The following is a 4,501-nucleotide window of genomic DNA, read 5'->3' as shown; positions in this document are numbered from 1 at the left end:
GGCCCTTCGTCGTACGTGCTCCCTAAGCGCTCTTCTCGCGCGGCGCCCGCTTGATCGCGGACCGCGGGACGAGTGTCGGGTTGACGTTGTCGAGCACAGCCTCACGCGTGATGACCACACGCTCGACGTCGTCCCTGCTGGGGACGTCGAACATGGCCTGCTGGAGGACCTCCTCCATGATGGCGCGGAGCCCGCGGGCGCCCGTGCCACGCAGCAGCGCCTGGTCGGCGATCGCGCTGATCGCGTCGTCCTCGAACTCGAGCTCGACACCGTCGATCTGGAACATCCGCTGGTACTGCTTGACCAGCGCGTTGCGCGGCTCGGTGAGGATGCGCACGAGCGCCTCCTGGTCGAGCTTCGCGACCGACGTGATGATCGGCAGACGCCCGATGAACTCGGGGATCAGCCCGTACTTCTGCAGGTCCTCAGGACGCACCTCGGCGAAGAGGTCCGCCTCCTCGTGCGAGTCCATGGGAGCCCCGAAGCCCACTCCGCGCTTGCGCGAACGGGTGGCGACGATCTCGTCGAGCCCGGCGAACGCCCCGGCCACGATGAACAGGACGTTGGTCGTGTCGATCTGGATGAACTCCTGGTGCGGGTGCTTGCGGCCGCCCTGCGGGGGCACCGAGGCCGTGGTGCCCTCGATGATCTTCAGCAGGGCCTGCTGCACGCCCTCACCGGACACGTCACGCGTGATCGAGGGGTTCTCCGACTTGCGGGCCACCTTGTCGACCTCGTCGATGTAGATGATGCCCGTCTCGGCCTTCTTGACGTCGTAGTCGGCGGCCTGGATGAGCTTGAGGAGGATGTTCTCGACGTCCTCGCCGACGTACCCCGCCTCCGTGAGAGCCGTGGCGTCCGCGATCGCGAACGGCACGTTGAGCATCTTCGCGAGCGTCTGCGCCAGGTACGTCTTGCCGGTGCCCGTGGGGCCGATCAGCAGGATGTTGGACTTCGCGATCTCCACCTGGGAGTCGTCCGAGGGGCGTGCGTGCTCCCCGGCCTGGATCCGCTTGTAGTGGTTGTAGACCGCCACTGCCAGCGCCCGCTTCGCGGCGTCCTGCCCGATGATGTACTGCTCGAGGAAGTCGAAGATCTCCCGCGGCTTGGGGAGCTCGACGAGCCCGAGCTCGGCCGCCTCCGACAGCTCTTCCTCGATGATCTCGTTGCAGAGCTCGATGCACTCGTCGCAGATGTACACGCCGGGGCCCGCGATGAGCTTCTTGACCTGCTTCTGGGACTTGCCGCAGAAGGAACACTTCAGCAGGTCTGCACCATCTCCGATCCGAGCCACTACGAGCCTCCTAGCCTCGGTCTTGCTGCTGCGCCGGGACTGAGGCCCCCGCGATCTGGGACGACACGCGCCGACCTACCACCATTGCACACCACCGGGGGCCCGTTGTCAGCCGGGCACCCCGGTGGGTCGGGGGGAAATGTCGAGATCAGGGCTTGTTCTGGATGACCGGCTTGCGGCTCTCCAGCACCTGGTCGACCAGACCGTACTCCTGCGCCTGCTTGGCCGTGAGGATCTTGTCACGCTCGATGTCCTCACGGACCTGCGCGACGTCGCGGCCCGAGTGCATGGCCAGGGTGTCCTCGAGCCACTCGCGCATGCGGATGAGCTCGTTCGCGTGGATCTCGATGTCCGAGGCCTGCGCGTAGCCGCCGCCCTCCATCGCGGGCTGGTGGATCAGCACGCGGGCGTTGGGCAGCGCGAGACGCTTGCCGGGCTGGCCGGCCGCGAGCAGCACGGCCGCGGCGGAGGCCGCCTGCCCGAGGCACACGGTCTGGATCTGCGGCTTGATGTACTGCATCGTGTCGTACAGCGCCGTCATGGCCGTGAACGAGCCGCCGGGCGAGTTGATGTACAGGATGATGTCGCGGTCCGGGTCCTGGCTCTCCAGGACGAGGAGCTGCGCCATGACGTCGTCCGCGGACGCGTCGTCGACCTGGACGCCCAGGAAGATGATGCGGTCCTCGAACAGCTTGGTGTACGGGTCCTGGCGCTTGAAGCCGTAGGCCGTGCGCTCCTCGAACTGCGGGAGCACGTAGCGCGAGGACGGCGCGCCGTGCGGGAGGGCGATGCCGCCGCCGGCGCCCGCGCCCGCGAGGCGCTGAGCGGTCGAGATGTACTGGGATTCCTGGCTTGCGTAGCTCAAGGTGTCTCCTCGGGTGGGATCGTGGGTGGGGGGCCGGGGCGTCGGTGAGCTCAGCTGCTCGCCGTGCCGCCGCCACCCGTCACCGACGAAGCGTTCGTCACGACGTGGTCGATGAAGCCGTACTCGAGGGCTTCGGGCGCCGTGAACCAGCTGTCACGGTCGTTGTCCTTGAGGATCTTCTCGAGCGGCTGGCCGGTCTGCTCGGCCGTGAGCTCGGAGAGCACCTTCTTCATGTGCATGATGAGCTGCGCGTTGATGCGCACGTCGGTCGCCGTGCCGCCGATGCCGCCCGAGGGCTGGTGCATCATGACGCGGGCGTGCGGCGTCGCGTAGCGCTTGCCCTTGGTGCCCGAGGAGAGCAGGAACTGCCCCATCGAGGCGGCCATGCCCATCGCGATGGTCGCGACGTCCGGCTGGATGTACTGCATGGTGTCGTAGATCGCCATGCCGGCCGTGATCGACCCGCCCGGCGAGTTGATGTAGAGCCAGATGTCCTTGTCGGGGTCCTCCGCGGCGAGCAGCATCATCTGGGCGCAGATGGCGTTCGCGTTCTCGTCGCGCACCTCCGAGCCCAACCAGATGATGCGCTCCTTGAGCAGCCGGTTGTAGATGGAGTCGTTCAGGCCGAGTCCCGGCCCCTCGGCTCGTGCCACCGGAAACTGATCGCTCACGTCCATCTCCTTCGTCGATCCCTCTGTCGCTCGCGACGCTCGAACGTCGCGGCTGGTCGGCTCCTCCGTCTGGACGGACTCACCGTTGCTGTGACCCTAACGCGGGCGGGGAGCGGAAACCGTCCCGATATCCGGGGTTTTCGCTGTCGGCGCAGGAAGGGCGCCCCCGATGCCCGACGGCGTCGCTCACCGCCCGCCGATCACGCGTCCTGGGCGTCCCGCGGCGCCCCTCCGGGGTTGCGTGGCCAGAACGCCCACGCGGCGTTGAGGACGCACAGCACCGCGAAGAACCACCCCCGTACGGGGCTGTCGAAGTACGTGAACATGGCGACGGAGACACCGCCGATGATCGGGATCGCCAGGATCTGCCACGTGAGGAACCACCACGGCTTGCGGCGGCGGGCGTCGTCGAGGTCCAGCCCGGCGGTGAGCCTTCGCGCCACGGGATCGTCCGACCCCGTCGCGCTGTCCGTCATGGCCGACCGGAGGAACGACCGGGGGTGCTCCACGACCGCACCGGGCAGCGCGTCGAGCCGCACCTGACCTCGCAGGGCGGGCAGCACCTCGACCGGGAGGGCCAGGATCGCCGCGATCCTGTCCAGCGCGTCAGCGGGATCCCGCTCGGAGAGGAGCTCTCGCAGGGCCGCGGCCCGCTCGTCGTCGAGCCCGAGGGCGCGTGCGACCTCCTGGGGGTCGCTCGGCTCGACCATGATCTGGTCGAGGACGACGTCGGCGATCGACTCGTCGTCGATGCTCCCGTCCGCCCTGGTCGGGTCGACGACGTCCCACCCGGGTCCGAACTCGTGCCCCACCATGGTCTTGCCGGCGACGACGAGGAAACCGGACCACCCGCCGTTGACCCACAGGTGGAGGACGGGTCCCTTCGCCGGCCAGGCCGCGACCCGGGACACGTCCTGCGTCGACTCGAGCCCGGTGACGATCGCCGCCGCGCGGGTCGTCGCGGTCGCCGGCACCGTCACGAAGCGCACCGGGACCTTCGCGGTGTGCGCGAGCATGGCCGACTCGTGCGGCGCAAAGTCCGCCACGACCAGGTCCCGGTACTCGAACCCGACGGACAGCATCCCGTCGTCGCCCGGGAACGCCCCTTCGTCGAACGAGAGCGAGGTCCCCAGCCTGGCGTCGCCGAACGCGGCGTCGAGCGCACGGTGCAGCTCCGCGGTCCCGGCGGCGAGCACCAGGGTCCATCCTGTCTCGGGGTCGGACAGCAGGACCTCCTCCCCGTCGCCCACGGCCGGCGGCTCGCCACTCTGCCCCCGGCGGACCACCACGGGTCGGACGTCGTCACCCTGTGGCGCGGCGAGCAGCTTCGCGACCACCCAGCCGTCGACGCCCACGTGACGGCCGGCGATCGTCGCGCCGACGACGCCTGCGGTGCGCAGCACGTCGGCGAACGCGCCCGCGACCTGGGCCGGGTCTCCGCCGAACGGGACGCGGACGGCGGCGAAGCAGAGTGCGAAGGACGGTCGACGACGAGGCATGGCGGGCTCCCCTGGTAGCGGCCGGAGCCGTGGGACTGGTGGCGGATCGGGCCCGCTCGGAAGCCCCCGCGCTGCGTCGATCGCGGCAATCTACTCTCTCGGGGCAGAGCCTGGGAAGACGGTACGCCCCGTCCGGCGCCGGGACGACGTCGGCCCCCACCTCCGGGAAGCC

4 protein-coding genes are annotated in these 4,501 nt (G+C 69.4%); all 4 read right to left on the bottom strand.

Annotated elements, in window-relative coordinates:
* Positions 1-22 precede the first annotated feature (22 nt).
* The 4 genes from clpX to ACFRCR_RS17110 all read right to left on the bottom strand — a co-directional run bounded on the left by clpX (position 23) and on the right by ACFRCR_RS17110 (position 4,329).
* Positions 23-1,294: an ATP-dependent Clp protease ATP-binding subunit ClpX gene (clpX, locus tag ACFRCR_RS17125; protein ID WP_138824872.1), complete on the bottom strand. Its 1,272-nt coding sequence runs from the start codon at positions 1,292-1,294 to the stop codon at positions 23-25.
* Between the two features lie 148 nt (positions 1,295-1,442).
* Positions 1,443-2,159 carry an ATP-dependent Clp protease proteolytic subunit gene (locus tag ACFRCR_RS17120; protein WP_030150967.1) on the bottom strand — a complete coding sequence of 239 codons (717 nt, stop codon included), beginning with the start codon at positions 2,157-2,159 and terminating at the stop codon, positions 1,443-1,445.
* A 50-nt stretch (positions 2,160-2,209) separates the two neighbouring features.
* Positions 2,210-2,836, bottom strand: coding sequence for an ATP-dependent Clp protease proteolytic subunit (locus ACFRCR_RS17115; RefSeq protein ID WP_030150966.1), 627 nt, complete (start codon positions 2,834-2,836; stop codon positions 2,210-2,212).
* Positions 2,837-3,030: 194 nt separating this feature from the next.
* A complete protein-coding gene (locus ACFRCR_RS17110) occupies positions 3,031-4,329 on the bottom strand; it encodes a hypothetical protein (RefSeq protein WP_377679208.1) in 1,299 nt (432 codons plus the stop codon).
* Positions 4,330-4,501: the final 172 nt, after the last annotated feature.

This window comes from Oerskovia sp. NPDC056781 (assembly GCF_042789955.1).
In the GTDB taxonomy this organism is placed as follows: Bacteria; Actinomycetota; Actinomycetes; order Actinomycetales; family Cellulomonadaceae; genus Oerskovia; species Oerskovia rustica.
This window is presented reverse-complemented; position numbering and strand designations above follow the sequence as displayed.